22 protein-coding genes are annotated in these 22,940 nt (G+C 40.8%); 5 read left to right on the forward strand and 17 right to left on the reverse strand.

From position 1 onward, the window contains the following. Window positions 1-18 precede the first annotated feature (18 nt). Window positions 19-426: an MAPEG family protein gene (locus tag J3L16_RS08785; RefSeq protein ID WP_207612600.1), complete on the reverse strand. Its 408-nt coding sequence runs from the start codon at window positions 424-426 to the stop codon at window positions 19-21. A 126-nt stretch (window positions 427-552) separates the two neighbouring features. Between J3L16_RS08785 and J3L16_RS08790 the strand changes: the two genes are divergently transcribed. Beyond that, a complete protein-coding gene (locus J3L16_RS08790) occupies window positions 553-2,622 on the forward strand; it encodes a M13-type metalloendopeptidase (RefSeq protein ID WP_207612601.1) in 2,070 nt (689 codons plus the stop codon). 65 nt (window positions 2,623-2,687) lie between these two features. Here J3L16_RS08790 and J3L16_RS08795 read toward each other — a convergent pair whose 3' ends face one another. The 5 genes from J3L16_RS08795 to pyrC all read right to left on the reverse strand — a co-directional run bounded on the left by J3L16_RS08795 (window position 2,688) and on the right by pyrC (window position 8,060). Beyond that, window positions 2,688-3,656, reverse strand: coding sequence for an alpha/beta fold hydrolase (locus J3L16_RS08795; RefSeq protein ID WP_207612602.1), 969 nt, complete (start codon window positions 3,654-3,656; stop codon window positions 2,688-2,690). 65 nt (window positions 3,657-3,721) lie between these two features. After that, a complete protein-coding gene (locus J3L16_RS08800) occupies window positions 3,722-5,269 on the reverse strand; it encodes a polyamine aminopropyltransferase (protein WP_207612603.1) in 1,548 nt (515 codons plus the stop codon). A 2-nt stretch (window positions 5,270-5,271) separates the two neighbouring features. Then, a complete protein-coding gene (gene speD / locus J3L16_RS08805; RefSeq protein ID WP_207612604.1) occupies window positions 5,272-5,658 on the reverse strand; it encodes an adenosylmethionine decarboxylase in 387 nt (128 codons plus the stop codon). A gap of 20 nt (window positions 5,659-5,678) precedes the next feature. Then, on the reverse strand, window positions 5,679-7,022 hold the full coding sequence (locus J3L16_RS08810; protein ID WP_207612605.1) for a DEAD/DEAH box helicase: 1,344 nt from the start codon (window positions 7,020-7,022) through the stop codon (window positions 5,679-5,681). Between the two features lie 3 nt (window positions 7,023-7,025). Next, complete coding sequence (gene pyrC / locus J3L16_RS08815; RefSeq protein WP_207612606.1) at window positions 7,026-8,060, reverse strand: dihydroorotase; 1,035 nt, start codon at window positions 8,058-8,060, stop codon at window positions 7,026-7,028. Window positions 8,061-8,200: 140 nt separating this feature from the next. Between pyrC and J3L16_RS08820 the strand changes: the two genes are divergently transcribed. Beyond that, on the forward strand, window positions 8,201-9,940 hold the full coding sequence (locus J3L16_RS08820; protein ID WP_207612607.1) for a GNAT family N-acyltransferase: 1,740 nt from the start codon (window positions 8,201-8,203) through the stop codon (window positions 9,938-9,940). Between the two features lie 4 nt (window positions 9,941-9,944). Here J3L16_RS08820 and J3L16_RS08825 read toward each other — a convergent pair whose 3' ends face one another. Together J3L16_RS08825 and folE are read right to left on the reverse strand one after the other, a co-directional pair. Beyond that, window positions 9,945-10,460, reverse strand: coding sequence for a DinB family protein (locus J3L16_RS08825; protein ID WP_207612608.1), 516 nt, complete (start codon window positions 10,458-10,460; stop codon window positions 9,945-9,947). 234 nt (window positions 10,461-10,694) lie between these two features. Then, complete coding sequence (folE, locus tag J3L16_RS08830) at window positions 10,695-11,384, reverse strand: GTP cyclohydrolase I FolE (RefSeq protein WP_207612748.1); 690 nt, start codon at window positions 11,382-11,384, stop codon at window positions 10,695-10,697. A 120-nt stretch (window positions 11,385-11,504) separates the two neighbouring features. On the opposite strand from folE, the gene folM reads away from it, so the two are divergent. Continuing rightward, window positions 11,505-12,227: a dihydromonapterin reductase gene (gene folM, locus J3L16_RS08835; RefSeq protein WP_347564654.1), complete on the forward strand. Its 723-nt coding sequence runs from the start codon at window positions 11,505-11,507 to the stop codon at window positions 12,225-12,227. A gap of 93 nt (window positions 12,228-12,320) precedes the next feature. After that, window positions 12,321-13,109 carry a hypothetical protein gene (locus J3L16_RS08840; protein WP_207612609.1) on the forward strand — a complete coding sequence of 263 codons (789 nt, stop codon included), beginning with the start codon at window positions 12,321-12,323 and terminating at the stop codon, window positions 13,107-13,109. A 39-nt stretch (window positions 13,110-13,148) separates the two neighbouring features. Here the strand turns inward: J3L16_RS08840 and ubiG are convergent, their stop codons facing one another. Beyond that, complete coding sequence (gene ubiG / locus J3L16_RS08845) at window positions 13,149-13,922, reverse strand: bifunctional 2-polyprenyl-6-hydroxyphenol methylase/3-demethylubiquinol 3-O-methyltransferase UbiG (protein ID WP_207612610.1); 774 nt, start codon at window positions 13,920-13,922, stop codon at window positions 13,149-13,151. Window positions 13,923-14,027: 105 nt separating this feature from the next. Here ubiG and J3L16_RS08850 point away from each other — a divergent pair, with 105 nt between their 5' ends. Then, a complete protein-coding gene (locus J3L16_RS08850; protein WP_207612611.1) occupies window positions 14,028-14,390 on the forward strand; it encodes a DUF2237 domain-containing protein in 363 nt (120 codons plus the stop codon). A gap of 39 nt (window positions 14,391-14,429) precedes the next feature. Here the strand turns inward: J3L16_RS08850 and J3L16_RS08855 are convergent, their stop codons facing one another. From J3L16_RS08855 to hfq, 8 genes are all read right to left on the reverse strand, one after another. Next, window positions 14,430-15,863 carry an aldehyde dehydrogenase family protein gene (locus tag J3L16_RS08855; RefSeq protein ID WP_207612612.1) on the reverse strand — a complete coding sequence of 478 codons (1,434 nt, stop codon included), beginning with the start codon at window positions 15,861-15,863 and terminating at the stop codon, window positions 14,430-14,432. A 9-nt stretch (window positions 15,864-15,872) separates the two neighbouring features. After that, window positions 15,873-17,513, reverse strand: a complete 1,641-nt coding sequence (locus tag J3L16_RS08860; protein ID WP_207612613.1) for an acetolactate synthase large subunit — start codon at window positions 17,511-17,513, stop codon at window positions 15,873-15,875. Window positions 17,514-17,632: 119 nt separating this feature from the next. Beyond that, window positions 17,633-18,001: a DUF4112 domain-containing protein gene (locus J3L16_RS08865; RefSeq protein ID WP_242698766.1), complete on the reverse strand. Its 369-nt coding sequence runs from the start codon at window positions 17,999-18,001 to the stop codon at window positions 17,633-17,635. Continuing rightward, complete coding sequence (gene hemH, locus J3L16_RS08870; RefSeq protein ID WP_207612614.1) at window positions 17,998-19,077, reverse strand: ferrochelatase; 1,080 nt, start codon at window positions 19,075-19,077, stop codon at window positions 17,998-18,000. The genes J3L16_RS08865 and hemH overlap by 4 nt, the downstream gene beginning before the upstream one ends. Window positions 19,078-19,202: 125 nt before the next feature. Continuing rightward, on the reverse strand, window positions 19,203-20,084 hold the full coding sequence (hflC, locus tag J3L16_RS08875) for a protease modulator HflC (RefSeq protein ID WP_207612615.1): 882 nt from the start codon (window positions 20,082-20,084) through the stop codon (window positions 19,203-19,205). Between the two features lie 3 nt (window positions 20,085-20,087). After that, window positions 20,088-21,233 carry an FtsH protease activity modulator HflK gene (gene hflK / locus J3L16_RS08880; RefSeq protein WP_207612616.1) on the reverse strand — a complete coding sequence of 382 codons (1,146 nt, stop codon included), beginning with the start codon at window positions 21,231-21,233 and terminating at the stop codon, window positions 20,088-20,090. Between the two features lie 64 nt (window positions 21,234-21,297). Beyond that, a complete protein-coding gene (gene hflX / locus J3L16_RS08885; protein WP_207612617.1) occupies window positions 21,298-22,587 on the reverse strand; it encodes a ribosome rescue GTPase HflX in 1,290 nt (429 codons plus the stop codon). Window positions 22,588-22,623: 36 nt separating this feature from the next. After that, window positions 22,624-22,872 carry an RNA chaperone Hfq gene (gene hfq, locus J3L16_RS08890; protein ID WP_207612618.1) on the reverse strand — a complete coding sequence of 83 codons (249 nt, stop codon included), beginning with the start codon at window positions 22,870-22,872 and terminating at the stop codon, window positions 22,624-22,626. Between the last annotated feature and the right edge of the window lie 68 nt (window positions 22,873-22,940).

A 22,940-nucleotide genomic window follows, 5' to 3' on the forward strand; every position in this document is an offset into this window, starting at 1 on the left:
ATAGCGTTAATAAAACCTTTAAACTAAGAAGAAACGGTAAATCCAAAAAGAAACAATGCCGATTTGCGTAAGAAACAAAACAAAGCGGCCTTGTATCGCAATATCAGATGTGGAAACCAAATGCACAAGTGATTGCCCAACACGAGCGGCCAATAAAATAAGCGCTAAACTGTCAGTGATAACCATGTTATTTGTGGCTAGGGAATAAAGTAATGTGCCACCAATGAACACAAAGCTTTCAGAACAATTTGCTTGTGCTCTTGTGAGCCTTTCGCCAAAGCCTTGTATGTCACTGCCGTCAGAAGCAAATTTTAACGTCGCCTTTTTCTTGGTTTGCACCAAGGCGGTACGATAAACAGCCATCGCTACCAATAACGTTAGTGTCCAAATAATAAAGCCTAATAGAGCTAAGCCTGTGTGAGTCATAAAACACCTCAATTTTGTTGATTTTCTTCAAGTATATCAGCAAAGTTGTTACAACATATGTTCCATCTCTACCCTTTAAGTACTATCTCGTGGTATTTAAAGATAAGACTACCAAGAGAATCAAATATGAAAAAAAATATACTATCATCAAGCATTACTGCAGCTCTATCTATTATGGTTTTTGCCGGTTGTGCACCAACATCGCCTACGCAACAGGAAACAAGCATTAGTGCCCCCAAAACGGTACAATCATCGGGCGTAGTACTTGCCAACATGAATCAGGATATTCACCCTGGTGACGACTTCTTTTCTTATGTGAACGGTACATGGTTTGAAAACTTTGAAATTCCCGCCGATAAATCTCGCTACGGCGCCTTCACAAAATTAAGCGACGACTCTCAAGAAGACGTTCTCGAAATTATTGAAGCTACGGCAGCCGGCGACTTCCCGAAAGGAAGTGATGAGCAAAAGGTAGGTGATTTTTACCAGTCATTTATGGACATTGATCAGCGTAATAGTCTTGGCCTATCGCCAATAGAAGCCCCATTATCTCGAATCGAAAACATAAATAACCACAAAGACTTAGCATCCTATTTAGCCTACGCGAACAAATATAACTTAGGAGGCTTGTTTGCACTGAGCCAATTTGCCGACTTTAAAGATCCCGATTATTACATGATGCTATTTTGGCAAGGTGGGTTAGGCTTACCTGAAAGAGAGTTTTATTTCAAAGACGACGAAGCATCCAGTCGAATTAGAAATGAATATGTTGCCCATATTGCCACTATTCTTGCCCTAGCCGGAGACAAAGACGCTACGGTAAAAGCAGAAAAAATCATGGCCCTTGAAACTAAGGTAGCCAATATTCATATGAAGAAGGAAGACACTCGAAATTGGGCGGTTAATTACAACAAGGTGCCGACTTCAGACCTTAAAAACATCATGCCTAACTTTAATTGGCAAGCCTATTTGACAGAAGCCGATATCGCCGATGTGGACAACATCGTATTACTGCAAACCGATTACCTTAAACAGCTCGATGCTGTAATTACTGATACGCCAATAGAAATGTGGAAAACCTACCTTCGTTGGCATGTGCTTGATCAATCTGCATCTTATCTAACTCAAGAATTTGCTGATGCCAATTTTAACTTCTTTGGCAAAGTAATGAGTGGCGTAGAGCAACAACAACCAATGTGGCGTCGTGGAGTCAACTTGGTTAATAGTTCTGTAGGCGAAATCATAGGTAAAGTGTACGTTAAACAACATTTCCCTCCTGAGGCTAAAGCCCGTATGGAAGTTATGGTGGACAACTTACTAAAAGCCTACAAAACAAGCATTACAGAATTAGATTGGATGACAGATGAGACCCGTCAACAAGCCTTAGATAAGCTGTCTAAATTTACGGTGAAAATTGGCTATCCCGATACTTGGAGAGATGATGGGAATCTATCCGTTGATAGTAAAAGCCTCATTGGCAATTTACAAAACTTAGCCGAAGTTCGCTACGCCGAAATGTTAGAAAAACAAAAAGGTAAAGTACGTAAATGGGAATGGGGCATGACTCCTCAAACGGTAAATGCGTATTACAATCCCACCGCAAACGAAATTGTTTTCCCAGCTGCAATTTTACAGCCTCCTTTCTTTGATATGGAAGCAGAAGACGCGGTTAATTACGGCGGCATTGGCGCAGTTATCGGCCATGAAATCGGTCATGGCTTTGACGATTCTGGTAGTACGTTTGACGGTGACGGGGCATTGAGAAATTGGTGGACCGATGATGACAGACATGAATTTGAACAGCGCACCAGCCAGTTAGTAAATCAATACAACAGCTTTGAAGCTCTGAATGGCTTGTACGTAAATGGCCAGTACACACTAGGTGAAAATATTGGAGATTTAGGCGGTATTAGTATTGCGCTAAAAGCTTACCAGTTGTCTTTAGGAGAAAAAGCCTCTCCTGTACTTGATGGTTTTACTGGAGAACAAAGGGTGTTTATCGGCTTTGGCCAAGTTTGGGCGGCTAAATATCGCGAAGAAGCTGTACGTTCGCAAATCAGTACTGACAGCCATTCACCGCCTCAATTTAGAGCGAATGGCACCCTGCGAAATGTACCTGAGTTCTATGAAGCATTTAATGTGACAGAGGACCACGCGTTATTCTTACCAGAAGAAAAGCGAGTTAAAATTTGGTAAGTAACTAACATAATCTTGTGGAATAACTCAAACCACTCTGAGTTATTCCACACAAAGGTGTTTTATTAATGATTACCTAAAAATTCAACAATATGCTCGCTAACTTCATCAGGGGCTTCTTCTTGTAAAAAATGTCCAGCGTCGACTATATGCACATCTGATTCTTTTATATTCAACACCGACATTACATGCTCACTCTGTTCAGGCCAATGTAATATTCCATCATCATTTCCCCAAATTACCGCGACTGGCACACCATCTAATTTAGTCAAAACAGGCTCAAAATCGGGCAAATGATTACACGTATTGGTAAAAAATTGATACATGCCTTTGGTTTTCCCTTCTAATAATGGTGTTTGAAAACCAGTAAAGCTCACATCGGTTAAGGTATTACCTTTCAACCCTTCTTTAAAAAGTTGGTTAAGTAACGGTGTAGAGGTGCTCTCCTCTGTGTAAAGCGACATCGCTAATTTTGCAGCAGGACCTTGACTCATTTTAACAGGAGGGTTGAACCCTTCATTAAAAATTATGGTGTTCAATATCACTAAATTATCAAACTTGTTGGGTGCCATATCAACTAATGCCCATGTCCACACACCACCTGCGTCATGCATAACATGAGTCCAAGTATCAATATTCAATGAATCCATTAGTGCTAAAATACGTTTTGCATGTTGTTCTGGCGCATAGACATCATAACCATCTGGGTTGTCGCTATTGCCAAAACCCAGCATGTCTGGTGCAATAACCCGATAACCGTCGGCGACTAAGTTATCTATCATCTTGCGATACAGCCAAGACGAACTAGGCACGCCATGCAATAACAAAATCACCTTTTCGCCTTCACCGGCATCAATGTAGCTAATTTTGCCATCGCTAGATTGAAAGGCATCTTGCAGCTCCCGAAACTCAAGGTAGGTCTGGGCATCGTGAGTCTCTACTACGTCTACAGACTCGCAGCCAGTCAATACTAAGGCTGATGCAACTGCCCAAAACACAATAAAACGATGAAATATCAATTTAATCACTTGCATAAACTCACATAAAGAAGAAAAAAAGTAAGCAACAGTGTAAGGGGAAAATAGGAAAGAGTGAACAGCTAGTATCCGTGACTTCGCCAACCTTCTAAATAGTAATCTAGCAGTACAGGCCTGTCGAGGCGGTTAATCTTTGCAGAAAGAAACACAATATCTTTTGGAAACACTGTCATTGTAGGTATCGTCTCTTCCGTTACAAATTGAGTTTCTACTGTGAGTTTTGAATTTTCGAGCAACGCTCCATGTGTTTTCACTGCCATTACAAATCCCCAATCACCAAATGCTGGCACTTGCGCGTGATAAGGAATAACGTACTTAAATTGCGCGCTTTCAATTGTGTTTACGATACTCCAAAACGCTTTAGTCGCGTAATAAGGGCTTGTTGCTTGAGTAACAAATACACCGTCATCGGAGAGGTTTTGACGGGCGAGGTGATAGAAGTATTTGCTGTATAATCGCGTTAACGACAAATTATTAGGATCGGGTAAATCGGTCACAATCAAGTCGAATTTGACTCGATTATTTTCTAAATAGACGAGGGCATCCGACGCAATTGTAGTGACTCGTTCATCGTAAAGACTGCCATTATTGAGCTTGTGAAGATGCGGGTTCGTTTTTGCAATTTCCACTATTTTGGGGTCTAAATCTACCAATACAATTTCGTCAATTTTTGGGTACTTCAATAGTTGTTTTACTGCAAGCCCATCGCCGGCGCCTAATAATAAAACACGGCGCACACTTGTGCTTTTATAAGCAATAGGGAAATGGATCAAAGCCTCGTGATATCGATACTCGTCCACTGAGGAAAACTGGATATTGCCATTAAGGTATAACCGTATATCGTCTTCGTTTTTCGTAATAATGACTTTTTGATAATGTGTTTGTTCAGCATGGACAATCCTGTCATTAAATAGCGATTGATCCCATCGTTCCAATAAGGTTTGAGACAACACAATACCCAATAACAAGATAGCAAAAACAATGAATAGACCACTTTTAATCAAATGTGCCAAAGCCAGTTTTCGACTTTTAAAACAAATAAACACAATCATCACAATGGACAAATTAACCACCCCCAGTATTAGAGATGATAAATAGTTACCAAATACCGGAAGTAGAAAGAATGGAAAGGCAAGTGTTGCTATTAACGCCCCTACGTAATCAAGGGATAAAATATGGGCAATATTCACCTTTAAACTTTGAAATGATTCCATTAAGCGCGTTAAAAAGGGAATTTCCATACCAATTAAAAATCCAACCAATAGTGTTGTAACAACATAGGTTGGCATAAATAATCCACCATAAGTGTATGCGAGATATAGCAGCGGCACACTCAAGCCACCAATCGCAGCCAGCAAAATCTCCAATAACAAAAAGTAGTCTACGAGTTTTTCGCCAATAAACTTAGAACAAAACGACCCCCCGCCCATTGCCGCCATATACATGCCGATAGTCAAAGAGAAATAAGTAACGCTGTCGCCAACGAAATAAGACACTGTGGTCGCAATGAGTAGCTCATAAACAATAGAGCACAATCCTGCAACGAAAGCGGCGTAGACAAGAGCTTTACTTTGTTTTTTATAGTCGGCGTCCCGTTCCAGCTCATCCATTTTTATTTGAGCGCCTTCTCACTATTTCCCACCGTTCCTCTATGAATACAGGTGACTTCAATTCGTTTTGCTTCGAATGCGGCTTCTAACGGTGCTACTGCGTTTTCAGGGTCACAATCGCCGCACATGAATACATCAATCGCGGCAAAACCGTTTTCTGGCCAAGTATGTATACTAATATGAGACTCAGCCAACATAGCAACACCAGTCACACCTTGGTTTTCACCAAAACTATGAATATTTATATCCAGTAAAGTAGCACCACAAAGCCTTACCACTCGTTCAAGCTGTTCTTCAATATAAGTACAACTAGTAAGGTGTTTCGCTTCATATAAATTAATGAGCAGGTGCTTTCCTTTGACCGATGCTTGTTGTGACACTAGGCGCATTCCATTGTGAATTAATTAAACTAAAATCGGTTCGCCAAATAGCGACGACCTTTTATTTTCCCTTCACGAAACTGCTGTAATGTGCGCTTAACGCTGCGTATTTTCACTGCAATAAAGGTGGTTTTAGCGTTTAAAATAATATCGCCTATATCATCTGATGGAATACCGGCTTCTTTAATTAACGCACCTACAATATCGCCTTTGCGCAACTTGTCTTTTTTTCCGCCTCGAACCTCAATCGTTTGGTACTCCGCTTCCTTCACTCGGTTAGCGTGAAATCGCAAATGCTCAACACCAGAGGGCTTGGGTATATCCGATCCTTTGCAGCGGCTTTTTGCTACTTCAAGCTCACTTGGAGTAGCAAACATAAAGGCCTTACCTGAACGGCCAGCTCTACCAGTACGACCAATTCTATGCTTATGAGTATCGTCACTTTCACTTAAATCAAATGACACCACTAAATCAACTGCAGGCAAGTCTAACCCTCGTGCTGCTACGTCAGTAGCCACCAGTACATTTGCAGCCCCAACCTTAAATTTAGTTAACGCACGTTCGCGCTGATATTGTTCCAAATCACCGTGAATAGTAATGGCCGAAAAACTTTTGTCTTTCAATTCTTCAAATAAGGCTTGAGTGCCTTTTTTCGTTTGCACAAATACAATCACTTTTTCAGGCTGCTCTTCGGTTAACAAAGCACATAACCCATTCACTTTTTGCTTCCCTTCAGCCAAAAATATTCTTTGTTCTATTTTCGGTTCTGTAGTTCCTTCTCTCACGTCGATTCGAACAGGCTTCGACAACCAACGCTGACAAAGTGCCTCTAAATGATCTGCAAAAGTTGCTGAGAAAAATCCGGTTTTACTTGAATCAGGCGTAGTCGATAATATCGCCTCTACATCATCAATCATGCCCATTTCTAACATTCTATCGGCTTCATCTAGAACGCGAGTATGCACGGCTGAAAGATCAAGGCGACGTTTTTCAACATGTTCACGGACACGTCCAGGTGTTCCAACAACTATGTGGTTCGCCCCTTTCAACGATTGAATCTGCGGTCCCATGGCGTCTCCACCAATCAAGCAGTTCACATGCAAATTAGGGATAATCTGGCTTGCTTTGCGAATTTGGTCAGCCACTTGGCTAGCAAGTTCTCTGGTTGGGCAAAGCACCAAAAACTGTGTTTTAAATGATGCCATATCCATAGACATCAAAGTCGGAAGCGTAAACGCCAATGTTTTACCACTTCCAGTAGGAGACAAAGCAATAATATCTTTTGTATCTTGCCACTTTTCTATGGCTTGAGACTGAATGGGGGTAAGCTCTGAAATACCTAAGTGAGTGAGAAAACTATCTATTGAATTCATAAATTATACGTCTAACTTCCAGTTAAGGGTTTGCCCAGCATAAAACGGGACAATAGGGTTACCATTAGGTAACGTAATTTCTTGAGGCACATCCCAAGATTGTTTCGATAAGGTAATGGTATCTTGGTTAACAGGTAAGCCATAAAATTGGGGTCCAAAAATACTGGCAAAGCCTTCTAACTTATCCATTGCACCGAGTTGTTCAAACACTTCTGCATAAAGCTCAATCGCACTCCAAGCACTATAACAGCCAGCACAGCCACAAGCGCTTTCTTTTGCGTGCTTTTCATGAGGTGCGGAATCCGTGCCTAAAAAGAACTTTTCTGAGCCCGCGGCTACCACAGCTCTTAACGCTTGTTGATGCGTATTGCGTTTCAGCACAGGTAAACAATAATTATGAGGCTTAACTCCCCCAACAAGTAAATCATTGCGGTTCAACAATAAGTGTTGAGGTGTAATTGTTGCCGCCACATTGACTGAACTTGCTAATACAAAATCGGCTGCGTCTTTTGTTGTTATATGTTCAAACACAACTTTTAGTGTTGGAAATGCATCGACAATTTTACTCAAGTGTTGATCGATAAAGCACTTTTCTCTGTCGAATATGTCGATATGAGAATCGGTCACTTCTCCGTGAATTAAGAGTAAAACACCTTCTTCTGCCATTGTTTCAAATACAGGATAAAGCGCTTCTATTCCTTCCACAGCCGCGGCAGAATTGGTCGTTGCTCCTGCTGGATATAATTTACACGCAACAATTCCTGCTTGTTTAGCTTCGCGAATATCCTGACTTGTCGTATTATTCGTTAAATACAAGGTAACTAGAGGCTCGAAGTCACTCCCGACGGGACGAGCATCTAAAATGCGAGAACGGTAAGCCAACGCCAATTCAGTGGTAGTCACTGGAGGTACTAAATTTGGCATAACAATAGCGCGTTTAAAGCAACGAGCGGTAGCCGGAACGGTTTCAGACAACATATCATTGTCGCGAAAATGAAGGTGCCAATCGTCTGGGCGTAAAATCGTAATAGTCTGCATAACAACAAAAACCAATGAATTGTGTGTAAATTATGACAGAAACCCGTAAGTGTCGCATTATAATAGCGCAATTCAGTTCGCTGAAATAACGTAAACTAAGCTCCGGTCTTATGGCCGCTAATAAAAAATGAAGTAAAAACATGACAATATCGACCGAACCCTTTTTATCATCGCCCCAATCTCCCTTAATGCGGCGTATTGTTGCTGGCACCCTTGATCGCCTTCTAGGCATAAAAAAAATGGATGCTATGTTCAAAGACTTTGGGTTGGACCAAACTAGCGGCGATGACTTTCTTGCAAAGTCTATGGAGAAGATGAATTTAGACCTCAGCGGCATTGAAGAGCTAAAAGCATCCATCCCCAAAACAGGGCCCGTCATTATTGCGGCAAATCATCCCTTTGGAGGCTTAGAAGGGGTAGTCATGCTATACGCAATTACGCAAGTAAGGCCCGATGTGAAGGTGCTTGTAAATGCTGCACTATCGCTAATTCCTCAAATGCAAGATTGGAGTATTTTTACCAATCCTCTAAAAGCCAACAACCCTAAAAATGCGCCTTCTTTAAGGGCATGCAAGCAGCATCTCGAGAAAGACAACGCACTATTGCTCTTTCCTGCTGGTAGAGTGTCTTATTACCAAAAAGACAGAGGTCGTATTGCTGATCACGATTGGAATCGCATTGTCGCTAAATTCGCAAAAATACCAAATGTGCAATATTGCCCTGTGTATATTGAAGGTGAAAACAGTAAATTATTCTATCGTTTAGGCCGAATATGGCACCGCTTTAGGTTATTGATGTTAACAAGAGAGCTAACTAACAAAGCAAATTCTAAAGTGGCATTACACGGGCAAAATACAAATGAGTTAGCCAAAACACTAGATAAAATGTCAGACCTTGAAGGAGCAAGTTTTTGTAGGGCATTAACCTATTTGAATCACCCTAAGTATATTGAACCATGGGCACCAACAGAAGCGACAACTTTCGAACCTTTAGCCGAACAAACACCAGTTAATTTAATATTGGAAGAAGCCAATGCTCTGCCGCTAGACAACCAACTATTCACGCAAGGCAATTTAACTGCTTTTTTTGCTCAGGGTGCCCAAATCCCTAACACATTAAATGAAATTGCACGACGAAGAGAACTCGTATTCAGAATGCACGACGAAGGCAGTGGCAAGCCTTTAGACACAGATAAGTTTGATATGACATACACACACTTGTTTGTAGTCGATATGACAACAGGTGACGTGGCCGGTGCATATAGAATGGGCCTAACTGATGTCCTATTAAAATCAGGCGGGAATGACGCACTGTACTTGTCGCAAATGTTTTCATTTGGTTCAGAGTTTTTAAACCAAACAGGGCCTGCTTTAGAAATGGGCCGTTCATTTTTAATGCCTCAGTATCAAAAATCTCGTTTAGGTTTATTTATGCTTTGGCGTGCAATTGGCGAGTTTGTTGTGCGCTTTCCTCAATACTCTACTTTGTATGGCACAGTATCTCTTAGCAAGCTTTATGATAAGCGCAGTATAAAGCTAATTGAAGAGCTAGCCATTACACCGACGCCAAGTGTGCAAGCCCATAACCGATTCGACTTTCAATTATCGCCAGAAGTTGAACGCCACATAAAACAATTCCCAATTGAACCTTGCAATTCTATAGAGCGGTTAGATGCTTGGTTGTCATTTATCGAGCCGGATAAAAAGAAACTGCCGGTATTACTTAGACAATACGCAAGCTTAAGTGGAAAATTTCACTGCTTAGGTGTTGATAAGAATTTTGCAGATACACCAGGATTGTTACTTAGTGTGGATTTAACGAAGTCACCCGAAAAACGCCAAAAGCAGTTTCTCGGGCCAAATTACAAAAAGATAATGTAACAGATTAGTTATTTGCGGCAGTTTCGCGGAGGTTTTTAAGCGTAGCTGGCGCAACGCCTACATCGCCAGACAATGCAATATTGAAATGAGCGCAAAGCTGCTTCATAAATGCAAAGTGGTGTACTGCGTGACTGCTTACAAATGAAAGCTCTCTTCCAACTGAAGATTGAACATTTCCATGTTCAGTAATCACATCAAAGGTTTTTTTCAGTGTATCTTCCGAGAAAGTGTTCAACCATTCTCTCACTTGAATCCAGCTTTCTTTTGCTAAATTCATATCTGTTTCTGTAGCCGATTGTCTTGTACGCTGATTGTAATCAACACGCCCTGCATCTATGCCAAGCATCAATGCTTGATAATGATCAAGTATATGCCTCATATGTGCGCCAATACTGCTAGAGAATGGACCTTGCGCTTTGGCTTGATAAATATCTGACGTAAGTTTATCTAAAAACTCAAGTGCATCGTTAATAGGGTCAAAAAATAATCCTGATAATGTATAATTTTCAGAGCTCGTCACGCGCCACGTTTCCTCTATTTTTTACTTAGTAAATAGTTATGCTGACTACAAGACCGAACATATTCCAAATCGATTTCAGCAAACCATTAAATTTACAGGCGCTACACTGCCACAAATTTTACTAAATGTCATGTGTAACTCGTTTTTATACACTTTTGTAATAAAATATAGTCTTACTAAGGCAATACTCTACGTCAAGATATCGGTTTTTCAACCAAAAATTCACATTACCCGTTAATTCTGGTTAAAAAATTCTGCTCGTAATTGCCTATCAGAATTAAACATCCCGCCTAATGCACTGGTTTTAGTATATGAGTTTGTGTCTCGAATACCTCTAGCTTTCACACAATAATGAGTTGCATTAATACTAACAGCCACATCATCGCTACCAGTCAATGCTTGAATAGCCACCATTACTTGTTGAGTTAAACGTTCTTGAACTTGCGGTCGCTGAGCAAAAAAACCAACCAGTCGATTTATTTTTGATAAACCTAATATTTTATTTTTTGGAATGTACGCGACGTCAGCAGTGCCATCGATAGTTACAAAATGGTGCTCGCAGGTACTAGTCAGGCTTATCGCCGATACGTGTACAGGTTGAGATAACGCCATCTTGTTCTCGATTTGCGTAATCTTGGGAAACTGACGGTAATCTAAACCAGAAAATATTTCATCCACATACATCTTAGCAATACGAGAAGGCGTATCGACCAAGCTATCATCACCCATATCCAGCCCTAGTGTTTCCATGATGTCTTGCATAGAGGCTTGGATGCGTTCTCGTTTCTGCTCGTTGCTTAAATGGTTTTCCACCATGGGCGTTTCCAGCCCTTTGCTAATTAAAGCATCACGCACTAAAAGTGCTTCATTGGTAAGTAATGTATTCTGTTGAGAGTGCATTACTATGGCTTTTTTAGACAACATTCGTTCTTCCAATGATGGGCTTCGCTATTGCTACGAAAAACATCATGCTTTAGGTTTAATCAATATTCGGATTTTTTGTGCTATAAATATGCCGCATAATAACAAATAGGACATGCTGTAGTGTTGAACAATACACTTACACACCCAATATTAATTACTGGCGGAACTCAGCGTTTAGGTTTAGCTATCGCCGAAGACCTTATAAAACAAAATCAAAGTGTAATCATAACATATCGAACACACAAACCGGCAGTCGAATATTTAAGCACCTTGGGGGCGCACCTAATCCACACAGATTTTGAAGAAGAAAGTTCTGTTGCTAATCTACTTTCCCAAGTAAAAAAAAGAGCGCCTAAGTTAAAAGCCATTATCCATAACGCATCGGATTGGGACGCAGAACTCAGTGATGAATCAGATATAGATACCTTAAACAAAATGATGAAGATACATGTATCTGTACCCTACCAGTTAAACTGGGCTTTGAAAGAAAACCTTTTTCAAACCTCAGGCTTTGCTGACATAATTCATATGACCGACTATGTGCAAGACACTGGCAGTGCCAAATACATTGCATATTCTGCCAGTAAAGCTGCATTGCATAACTTAACCTTGTCTTTTGCTAAAAAATTAGCGCCTAAAGTGAAAGTGAATAGTATCGCCCCCGCCTTAGTTATGTTTAACGACGAGGACACTGAAAACTACCGCATTGAATCTTCTAAAAAATCACTATTACAACAAGTTCCAGGACCACAAGAAGCAGTTAAAGCGGTAAATTACCTCTTAGATAGTAACTACATTACTGGTCAAACTCTGCACTTAAATGGCGGCAGACACTTAAAATAGGCTATAAAATCACCTCTTGTACACACCCTAGTGTTAATTTGAGTAGTTTTCCTCTAACCTAAACAAGGTTGAATTTAAATTTAAGGACATAAAATGAAAAAGTTTCTTCTGGCAGCTTTAGTCTTAGTACTCGTCATTGTAGCTGCAGCAGTTTATACGTTAAACGATGCTGGTAGCTTAATTAAAACTCAAATAGAAAAACACGGCTCTGCGTTTTTAGGCACTACAGTTGCAGTAAAAAATGTCGATTTATCACTTTCCGAAGGTCGTCTAACTATTAGCGGTACTCAAATTAGAAACCCACAAGGCTTTAGCGATGATAACGCATTTGCCCTTAGCGAAATTACATTAGATTTAGGTTCAATAAGCAGCGAACCCTATACCGTTCAAAATATAAACATCGACGCTCCTGAAGTCTTATACGAAGTAGATGCGTCGGGTAAAGGTAATTTATTAGTATTGAAAGACAATTTAACAGCAAACCTTCCCGAGTCTGAAGGAGAAACTGCACCGGCATCTGAAAGTAGCAGTGAACCAGGCCCTCTTGTCATCGTTGAAAAAATGACGGTTAGCAACGTGAAACTTCGTCTTAACTTTGATGCACTCGAAACAGGTGATCTAGACATAAAGCAAAAATCTTACGATGTAACCTTGCCTACTTTTACTGCTAGTGGTATTGGAAAACCAAATGGCTTGCCAGCAGAGCAAATTGGAGCAGAAATTGCGAAAGTAATGCTAGACAACATCCTTGAACAAGCAAAAGCAGAAGCCAAGAAAAAACTTGAAGAAGCTGCGAAACAAAAACTTAAAGACGCAGTAGAAGAAAAATCAGATGAATTGAAAGACAAAGCGAAAGAAAAGTTGGGTAGCTTATTTAATTAAACAATAAAAATGTATTGCCGCTCCTCTTTGGGGCGGCTATTAATTTACCTTCCTAAAGCACAAACAATAATTCACCGATTTATTTGTACTGTAATGCCATTTACCCGAGAGTGGGTTATAAGACATTCCCGTTTCACCAGATAATTCAAACCCTCTATTTTCAATCCAATGATATAGCGTCTTCGGTTTTACGAAATAGCGCCAATCATGTGTCCCAATAGGTAAATACCTCAATACATACTCAGCCCCTAAAATTGCCACTACATAAGCTTTTAACGTTTTATTGAGTGTAGCCACAATTAATAGCCCACCGGGCTTTACAAGCTTACAACATTCATCAATGAGCATTTCCTGATCAAGTACGTGCTCTATCACCTCGGCATTAATCACAACGTCGAATGTTCTACCTTGTTCAACGAGGTCTTTGGAAAGTGTATGTTCATAACTCACGTTAGTCGTGGCAGTTTGTTTCGCATGACGTCTAGCAACTTCAACGCTAACGGCACTGGCATCTATGCCTTTTACTGTTGCGCCAAATTGCGCTAAAGACTCACTGAGCATTCCTCCGCCGGAACCGACTTCAAGTATATCAAGCTGACTCCAACTTGTTATATCATCTGATGCCATATGAAAATGTATACAAATCTCAGATTGAATATAGGCAACTCGAGCTTGGTTAAATTTGATAGCAGATTTCATCTTGCCATTTTCGTCCCACCACTCTTTCGCAAGACCATCAAACTTTTCAATTTCTTGTGGATTTAAGGTAGTGTTTTCAGCTATTTTCGCACTTAGCTTGCTTTTATCTAACATGGCTTCAGATTTACACCTTTTTAAAACCGTCTACGGCAATTCATTGAGATTTTCTCTATTTTAGCGATACTCTTATACACTCGCGATGTTTTATTTGGTGATCCAGTGGCAAACGAAGTCAACGTATATGATAAACCTTTAATGTTGTGCTGTGGAAATACGGGGTTTACTCGAGAAGGGTTTTGTTATGTCCCAACTTCTGATCTGGGGAATCATTCTGTTTGTGCAATTATGACTCTCGACTTTTTACACTACGCTTATTCCGAAGGTAATGACTTAATTACCCCTATACCGGAATATGCTTTTGCAGGACTAAAAGCGGGAGAAAAATGGTGCTTATGTGCAAGTATTTGGTTACAGGCTTTTCATGCAGGGCTTGCACCGCCTGTGGACTTAAACGCAACAAACAAACGTGCGTTACAAATAATTCCTCTAGAAATACTTGAGCAATTTGATATTCATAAATAAAAGGCACCTCAGGTTTTATTTTGAAGTGCCTTTTTTAAATTACCCGTTCGGATTTCGAATTACCAGTAACCGTGTTTCTGTCATATCTTCTATGGCGTATTTAATGCCTTCTCTTCCCAAGCCAGAATCTTTGACACCACCATAAGGCATGTTATCGACTCGCCAGCTAGGCACGTCGCCAATCACCACGCCACCTACATCGAGTACATCCCACGCTTTTTGGATTTTATAAATATCTCGAGTAAAAATACCCGCTTGCAAACCAAACTTACTGTTATTAACCGACGTTAACGCCTCATCAAAGTCAGAAAACTTACTCAACACAGTCACAGGACCAAAAGCTTCTTCTTCATTTATCGCAGAATTAGCGGGAGCATTTTCTAACACTGTTGCTTGCAACATAGCGCCGTCACGCTCGCCACCAGCCAGTAATGACGCTCCAGCTGCTACAGCTTCATCAACCCAAGTTTTTAACCGTACAGCCTCAGATTCTGCAATCATGGGGCCAATAAAAGTATCACGATTTTTCGGGTCACCAGATTTCAATGCTTTTACTTCTGCGACAAAACGTTCTTTAAACTCATCGTATAACGATTCGTGAACGATAATCCGTTGAACACTAATACAGCTTTGACCTGATTGGTAATACGCACCAAAAATAATACGAGTAATCGCATCATCTAAATCCGCACCTTCATCAACAACACAAGCTGCATTTCCGCCTAATTCTAAAATAACGGGCTTTTTGCCCGCTTTCGCTTTTAGTTCCCAACCGATTTCAGGAGAGCCAGTAAAACTTAACAGCTTTAATCGCTCATCAACGGTAAATAAATCAGCTCCATCACGGCTACATGGAAGAATTGAAAACGCCCCTTTAGGTAACGTAGTTTCTGCCAATATTTCGCCGATAATCAGCGCGCCAATAGGTGTGCGTGACGCAGGTTTAAGTACAAATGTACACCCAGCTGCGATGGCAGGCGCAACCTTATGAGCTGCCAAATTCAACGGAAAGTTAAACGGAGAAATAAACGAACAAGGTCCAATTGGCACCTTTTTCGTCATGCCCTGATAGCCTTTTGCTCTCGGGGTGATTTCTAAATTCAACACTTCACCTTCGATGCGCACCGACTCTTCAGCCGCAATCTTAAAGGTGTCAATAAGCCGAGTCACTTCGCCTTCGGCGTCTTTAATCGGTTTTCCGGCTTCTAGGCATAGTGCTAAGGCGATTTCATCAAAACGCTCTTGAAAGCGTTTTACACAATGTTCCAACACAGCTTGTCGTTCATACGCTGGCATGGCCGTCATCGCAGGTTGAGCATCTTCAGCTGCTTGAATCGCTTTATCAATAACATCAGCACCTGCTTTTGCTACCGATGTTGCTACTTCACCGTTGTATTTATCAATAACCTTTAAATCTTGGTTCGCAAAAACAGCTTCATTAGCTAAATAATAGGGATATGCTTCTTTTAACATCTCAATACCTTATAGTTTTTCGCTGATTTCACGTAGATTATGGTTTAACGTTGCATCGTTAAGGCTGTAATCCACTGGGCAATCTATTACATGTACCGCCGGTTCTTTTAAGCAATGCTCTATACGCTCATGTAAACCTTCGACGGTTTCAATGCGCCAACCTTTAGCGCCATAGCTTTCTGCATATTTCACAAAATCTGGATTACCGTAATCCAAACCAAATTCATCAAAATTCATATTGGCTTGTTTCCACTTGATCATGCCGTAGGCATCATCGCGCATAATAACCACAACAATGTGTAGCTTGAGCCTCACCGCAGTTTCAAGCTCTTGGCTATTCATCATGAAACCACCATCACCACATACCGACAATACCGCTCTATCTGGGTAAACCAATTTTGCAGCCATAGCAGAAGGTAAACCAGCCCCCATCGTGGCAAGTGCATTATCTAAAAGTAAAGTGTTAGGCGAATACGCTGGGTAATTACGTGCAAACCAGATTTTATAAACGCCGTTATCTAACGTCACAATACCGTCGTCTGGCATCGCGCTACGAACATCTCGTACTAGACGTTCTGGAAGAATAGGAAAACGATCATCGGCTTGCGCAGCATCTCTATGGTCTGCAAAGGCATCATTTAAATCGTTGTAAGCGTCATTTTGCCAATGTGCTTGTGGTTCAATTTGTTCTTTGATTTGCCAGATACTGTTTGCAATATCACCCACCACTTCTAACTGCGGGAAATAAACAGGGTCAACCGATGCTGAATCAAAGTTAATGTGGATCACTTTCTGGCCACCTTCTTCCATAAAGAAAGGCGGCTTTTCCACAACATCATGGCCTATGTTAATAATAAGGTCTGCACGCTTTATTGCACGGTGAACAAAGTCACCATCAGACAATGCTGTGTTACCAACAAACAAGGGGTCATTTTCATTCAATACCCCTTTACCCATTTGCGTAGTTGCAAATGGAATACCGGTTTTATCAACGAATTCTCTTAACATTTTGGAGGTCAGTTTACGATTAGATCCTGCTGCAATAAGTAGTAATGGCGTTTGCGCTGCTTCAATCATTTCGACTGCTCTATTAATCGCTTTGTATTCAGCAATCGGACGTCGCGGTGTAGTAGGAGTCAAAATATTCGTGTCACTAGATTCCGCAGCAATATCTTCCGGCAATTCAATATGTACCGCTCCTGGACGCTCTTCTTGTGCTAAGCGGAAGGCTTCTCTGACTGCTGAAGGAATACGATCGGCGCTCACGACTTGCGTAGTATATTTGGTAATAGGGCGCATCATATCAACAACATCAATAACCTGAAAACGACCTTGTTTACTAGTCTTAATCGGCTTTTGGCCTGTAATCATCATCATTGGCATCGCACCTAATTGCGCGTACGCTGCGGGTGTCACTAAATTTGTTGCTCCGGGGCCTAATGTAGATAAACACACTCCTACTTGCCCGGTTAAACGACCGTATGTCGCAGCCATAAATCCAGCGCCTTGTTCGTGACGAGTCAAAATCAGCTTTATATTAGATTTACGAATAGATTCCAGTAAATCCAAGTTTTCCTCTCCTGGAATACCAAACACATATTGCACCCCTTCTGTTTCAAGCGCTTTAACAAATAAATCTGATGCTTTCATAAATCCTCTAATTTAGTAGATGTTTACCTAGTTACAGTATAGACCTAACTATAAGGTAATGAATTGCTAGTTGTCTTAGTTATTTAAGTTTTAAGTTACTTTAAAAATGTATAAGTATATCAGGTGGCTAGCTGGTTTTGTGTTAGCCACCACGTTTCCATAACCCTCACATTTCTCTGATTCGCAGTAAAAAATACATCAAGAATGTCCCCAATAAATGGAACCATACCCACAACTGTGTCAATAAGTGCATTTATCATCATCTTACGAATGAGTATTGTAGGCATGCCTAAAGCTTTACCTAAGACAACAATTCTTAGTGATAAAAGCAGCATAATGACATCTCCTATAAGAGGAATAAGCCCTAAGAAAAAATCTAAACCCAGTTTTACTCTTATTAAAGGTATAGTGATTGCGGTATCAAACAAATTAGCCAAATTTTGTGCTTGTACAATTTCAGGAGGTAAGCTTTTAGCAATGGTACTCAATCCTTTGCACCCATTTGGCAAGCTAATTCATGTCGAAGCTTGTTGTCTTTTTCTACATTCCAATCACTTAAATTGGTTTGGATTAAAGAAAAAAGCATATCAATATGGGCTTTGTCACTATTGAGAGATTCAATATATTCGTATCGCTCACCACCTGCTTCTAAAAAGTAATCTCTGTTTTCTATGCCTATTTCTTCAATGGTTTCAAGGCAATCAGAGCTAAACCCCGGACACATTACTTGCACGGATTTCACACCTTTTTCTGGTAAGCTCTTTAGTGTTTCGTCGGTGTAAGGCGTAAGCCACTCTTCTCTACCAAATCGAGATTGAAAGGTAGTCATGTATTCGTCTTTTCCTAACCCCAATTTTTCAGCAATAAGCCGACTCGTTTTGTGACATTCACAGTGATAGGGGTCGCCATTGGTAAGATAACGTTTAGGAATACCGTGATACGATAAAATTAATTTGTCAGCGCGGCCATGAGATGCCCAGTGGCTTTCTACTTTTTCAGCCAGTGCCTTAATATAGCCTTCATTGTCGCAATAATTGGATATAAACCTAAGCTCAGGCATCCATCGTCTTTGTTTGAAGTCGTTAGCAACGGCATCGAATGTCGATCCCGACGTAGATGCGCAATATTGAGGGTATAGTGGTAATACAACTAATTTCCTAACACCTGCGTTTAGCATCCGATCTAGCGTGCTCGAAATAGATGGGTTGCCGTAGCGCATAGCAAACTCCACTACAACATCATCTCCATAGGCTTTTTCACAGCGCTGCTTAAGCGCCTCTGTCTGATTTTTAGTATGAACCATTAGAGGAGACCCCTCTTCAGTCCAAACAGTGGAATAAGCATGCGCCGAGCGTTTAGGCCTAATATTGAGGATAACCAGATTAAGTATCGCCCACCATATAGGCCTTGGCACCTCTACCACTCTTGGATCCCAAAGAAATTCTTTTAAATATCGCTTTAGCGCTTTTGGCGTAGGAGCATCGGGCGTGCCCAAATTAGTGATAAGTACGCCAATTTTATCCGCTTGCTTGTGAGTAAATTGAGTTTGAGATTGATACTTCATAAAATTCAATGGACCTGTTAAATACGCATACCGGAACTATTACGTAATTCAAATGAAAATGGACTTAGTATTTTAGCCAATAAAAAAGCCAGCAAATGCTGGCTTCAATTTAAACCTTGATAGGTTTATTTTCCACTTTGCGTGTTCATAAATTGGAAAAACTCACTATCAGGTTCAACAACTAACACATCATTTTTGCTGCTGAAGCTATTTCTATAAGCATCCATACTACGCAAGAAGCTATAGAAATCTGCATTTTTAGAATAAGCATTTGCATAGATTTCTGCTGCTAATGCGTCTCCCTCACCTCGTAATTGACGAGCATTACGTTCTGCATCGGCAAGCATGATTGTGACTCGCGCATCGATATTAGCGCGAATTATCTCTGCTTGTTCTTGACCTTCAGAGCGATGTTCTCTAGCTACTGCGTCTCGTTCTGCACGCATACGTTGGAAAATTGAATTACTGATTTCTGTTGGCAAATTAATTTGCTTAACTCGCACATCAACAATCGCAATACCCAACTCATCTGAGCTACTCGATGCCTGCTCCATCGCTTGATCCATCAATTCTGAACGTTCTCCAGATACAATTTGAGAAATCGTACGGGCACCAAATTCAGAACGAAGCCCGTTATTTACCTTTTGCTTAAGTAATGCTTCAGCTTGGAGTTTGTTGCCACCAGTAGACAAATAGTAACGAGCAAAATCTTCGATTCTCCATTTCACATAAGAGTCAACGATAAGGTCTTTTTTCTCTGAGGTGACGAATCGGTCAGGCGCATCATCCAATGTTTGAATACGTGCATCCAAGCTTCTTACTGTATCGATAAAAGGTAACTTAAAGTGCAAGCCAGGTTCAAACACCCGGGTATCGCCCGTAGCAGAGTCGCGCTGTACTTTACCAAATTGTATCACGATGGCTTTATCGCCTTCTTTAACAACAAATAAAGAGCTAGAAAGTAGCGCGATGATTACAACTAAAATTATAAGTCCAATATTTTTCATTACTTAGTTCCTACCACTACTGAAACGATCAGGTCTGACACCTGTTGAAGTTTGCGTAGAGGGTACTCCTGTCACATCACGCGTGTTGCGTAAGCCTTCTAAGGTATTGCGCGTTGCTTTGGCTGCAGAATGTAGATTTTGACGCTCTAAGATTTTATCCAGAGGCAAATACATCATGTTGCTACTACTAGAGCTATCAACCATAATTTTCGATGTACTACTGAACACCTGTTCCATAGTTTCAAGATAAATACGCTGACGTGTAACTACTGGAGCAGCTTCATATTGAGGTAACAGCTCTTCAAATCGTGCAACCTCACCTTGCGCTTCCAAAGAAACCCGTTGCTTGTAAGCGGTCGCTTCTTCATTCATACGATTCACTTGGCCACGAGCTCTTGGTTCTATCTCTCGAGAATACGCTTCTGCTTCACGAATAAAGCGTTGTTCGTCTTCTTGGGCGGCAATAGCATCATCAAATGCATCTTTTACTTCTTCAGGAGGGCGCGCATCTTTAAAGTTCATATCAGTAATGGATACACCGATATCATAAGGTTCAATAATACCTTGAAGCTCTTCCCATACTTTTTGACGGGTGACTTCACGTCCATCTGTCAGCACATCATCCATAGACGAATGGCCTACCACATAACGAATCGCGCTATCTAAAGCCTGGCTTAAACTGGTCTCAGGGCTAGTTACCGCAAACGTCCATCGATATGGATCGACTACACGGTATTGCATTTCCATTTGCACACGTACAACATTTTCGTCTTCAGTTAACATTGAACCAGAAGAAGATTGGTCGCGAATAGACTGCACATCTACTGGGATAACAGTGTCGATAAATGTGGGCTTCCACCTTAAGCCTGGCTCTACTTGCTTGTTGTAATCACCAAAACGAAGCACAACGCCTCGCTCTGCTTCGCGAATAGTGTAAAAGCCACTCACAACCCAAACTACAACAAGTAAACCAACAATAAGGCCGACACCAGCGGAGCCCAGATTTTTACCTGACCCGCCATTTCCACTTTTATTAAACTTGGCAAATAATTTTTTCAACACATCGTCTAAATCTGGTGGCCCTTGTTCTTTACCACCACGATTTTTCCATGGGTCGTTTTTATCGCCACCCGGTTCGTTCCAGGCCATGCTGCTACTCCAAAAATTAATGTTTCGAGAATTATATACTTAAAAGTACACTTTTAATTGTTAGTTAATGTTGAATGACAAAATCAGACAACCCTGTTTCTAAATTTTTATCCAGTCGTTTCCAGTCTGCCTTAGGCATTCTTACATTCACTAGCCAGTCGCCATTGTCAGAATATGATTCTGAGTCGATACAGTTCAAACCGTAAAGCACTCCTCTCAAACGACTGAATGCGGGTGGAATTCGCAATGATTGTTGAACAATAGTTTTACTCAATCGCTCTGTTAGCGCTTGGTTCAATAAATCCATACCAAGGTTTTGCTTCGCTGATATCCATACCCGTTGTGGCACATTATCATGATCATAATCAATATGAGGCCTCACACCGTCCATATTATCAATTTTATTGCATATTATTAACTGTGGTATTTCAGAAGACTCTATTTCATCTAATACGCTATTGACTTCATCCATGGTTTCTTCGTAGTTATTCGCAGAATAATCTACCACATGAAGGAGTAAATCCGCTTCTTGTGTTTCTTGTAATGTTGCCTTAAATGCAGCGACTAAATCATGAGGTAAATGTCTGATAAACCCTACGGTATCGGCCAGAATGACGTTACCCACATCTTTCACATCAAGTTTCCTTAATGTTGGGTCTAGTGTTGCAAATAATTGGTCAGCCGCATATACAGCGGAATCTGTAAGGGTATTAAAAAGCGTTGATTTTCCCGCATTAGTGTAACCAACAAGAGAAACCGTAGGCATTTCTGCACGTTTACGTGCCCTTCGTCCTTGTTCTCGTTGCTTTTGGACTTTTTCTAAACGTTTCAATATGGTCTTTATACGACCTCTGAGTAAACGTCTATCGGTTTCAAGCTGAGTCTCTCCCGGGCCTCTTAAGCCAATCCCACCTTTTTGTCGTTCGAGGTGAGTCCAACCTCGTATTAAACGAGTAGAAATATGCCTAAGTTGCGCTAATTCGACTTGAAGCTTACCTTCATGTGTTCTTGCTCTTTGAGCAAAAATATCCAGTATTAATCCAGTTCTATCTAGCACTCTACATTTGCACAATGCTTCTAGGTTTCTTTCTTGAGACGGACTTAACGCGTGATTAAAAATAACCACATCAGCTTCATTTGCTTGCACTGCTGCGGCGATTTCATCAGCCTTACCTGTGCCTACAAAGTATTTTGGATGAGGTGCACCCCGAGATGTTGTTAATACGTCAGCCGCATCAACACCCGCAGAAGAAACTAACAGACTTAACTCAAACAAATCTTCTTTGCTTGATTCATCTGAAAAATCAACGTGAACCAATACGGCACGTTCACCGCCTTCATAACGATCAAACAACCAATCACCTATATATTAAAAGCGACAATCTGTCGCTCAATCAGATTTACCGCTATCGCCTTCAGTACCAGAAGGCATTGTAAATGCGCGGGCTGGGACGACTGTGGAGATAGCATGTTTATATACCATCTGGCTCACGGTATTTTTTAACAATATGACAAATTGATCGAATGATTCTACTTGTCCTTGCAATTTGATCCCATTCACAAGGTATATCGACACTGGAATACGCTCTTTCCTCAACGCATTGAGAAACGGATCCTGTAATGATTGACCTTTTGCCATCGTTTATCCTTCATTGTTGTTATTATTTACAAAATAAAACGTAATTTTCCATGATGGAGATTACGTTA

The organism is Alteromonas sp. 5E99-2 (genome assembly GCF_017368475.1).
Lineage (GTDB): Bacteria > Pseudomonadota > Gammaproteobacteria > Enterobacterales > Alteromonadaceae > Alteromonas_F.